1 protein-coding gene is annotated in these 1,773 nt (G+C 72.3%); it reads right to left on the bottom strand.

Annotated elements, in window-relative coordinates:
• Nucleotides 1-1,773 (bottom strand): hypothetical protein (locus I73_RS33295; RefSeq protein WP_022981775.1); only part of this gene is annotated, 1,773 nt, incomplete at both ends.

The following is a 1,773-nucleotide window of genomic DNA, read 5'->3' as shown; positions in this document are numbered from 1 at the left end:
AGCCCGCCGCATTGGTGCCGCCGTAGACCGGCAGGGTGGAGGCCGCGCCTTCCCCGCGGGCATCAGCCGGGCCGTCACCTGGGCCAGCTCGGCCAGCTTGGCATCGATCACAGCGGCGTGGTCCACCGCGGCCGGGGCCGTGGCGCTGGCGGCGCCCACTGGCGCGCTGGCGGCCACCTGGATGGCTGCGTCCAGTTCGCCGGCCAGGCGGGTGGCCAGGCGGCGGTCGGCGTCCGAGGCGTGATTGGCGCGTTCGCTCAGGCGGGCGATGAAGCGGGCATAGGTCATTTCCTCGGAGGCCACCATCAGCTGCGCGCCACGGCCGCTGCCCTGGATGAACACGTGGTGTTCCTGGCCATCGGCCGAGCGGAAGGCCTGGCGGGCGCGCCACCAGTCGCGCAGCCGGCCCACGGCGCCCCGCACCGCGTCGGCGCCGCGGCGGGCCAGGTCCAGCACCGCGCGGCCGGCCCGCAGCGCGCGTTCGATCAGCCAGTCGATGGCGGCGTTGACGCGGGTCTGCACCCGCTCGAGCATCTCGGCGATGCGCCGGCCCAGGCCGTCCAGGCCCAGCTGGTGGGCCAGGAAGCCGATGGCCACCGGCATGGCGCGGCCCAGCGCGTTCTCCAGGAAGCCGGCGGCTGTGTCGATGCTGCCGCGGGCGATGTCCAGCACGCCGTCCAGCACCCGGCTGACGATCTCCAGCATCTCGCGCAGGTACTGGAAGAAGGACTCGATGGCGTTGTAGAGCGCCACCAGGCTGTTGACCACGGCCATGATGCCGGTCGGGTCCAGCAGGGCGGTGAGCCAGCGCTGCGCGCGTGCGATGACCACGCCGGTGATCCAGCCGCTCACGCCCTGCAGCACCTGGTCCCACAGCCCGCTCAGCCGCTCCTGCAGCTCGCGCCACAGACCGGCCACGCCCTCGGTGGCCAGCACCGAGACGAAGCGCCAGACGCCGGTGGCCAGGTCCAGCATGCGGCGCAGCCGGGCCACCACCTCGGGTCCCACCCGCTCGGCCAGGCGGCGGAAGATGTTCTCCACCGTCAGGCCCAGCACCTCCAGCACGAAGCCCAGGATGGACCGCAGCGAGAAGTCGGCCGGCGGGCGGATGCCGGCCTCCTGCAGCTGGCCGAAGAGCCAGCCGGTGACGCCGCCCAGCAGGTGGGTGCCGATGTTGGAGAAGAACAGCAGAAAGCCGGCCTTGGCCGCCCGCAGCAGGTTGAGCAGGAAGCCGATCGGGTTGGTGAGGATGTCGCCGATCGCCCGTGCGGCCTTGGCCAGCACCTGCACCACCAGCTGGGCCGGCAGACCCAGCACCCGCAGCACCGCCTGGAAGAAGGCCCAGGCCGCGCCGGCCAGGTCGCCGTCGACGAAGATGCGGCGCAGGATGCCCAGCGCGGTGGCCTGTACGCGGGGCCAGAGCTCGGGGTCGCTGAAGAACTGGCCGAAGACCGGGATGCGCGCCAGCACCTGTTCTTGGATGAAGCGTTCGATGGGCTCGCGGATGCAGGCCGGCACCCGTCGCCACAGCCCGCCCAGGATCAGCAGCGGCAGTTGCATCAGATCGCCCGCCACGGTGATCAGCTTGCGCACCGTCTCCAGCACCAGGGCCACGAAGGGCGAGAGCGCATCGAAGCCCCGCAACAGGCCGTCGAACAGCGCGCTCACCTGCTCGCGGGCCCAGGCCAGCAGGGTGTCCAGCGCGTCGGTCAACCAGCCGAAGGCGCTGGCCAGCCAGGACAGCCATTCGATGGCCTGCAGCCGCGCCACCAG

Source organism: Ideonella sp. B508-1, from assembly GCF_000333615.1.
Taxonomy (GTDB): Bacteria; Pseudomonadota; Gammaproteobacteria; order Burkholderiales; family Burkholderiaceae_C; genus Ideonella.
This window is presented reverse-complemented; position numbering and strand designations above follow the sequence as displayed.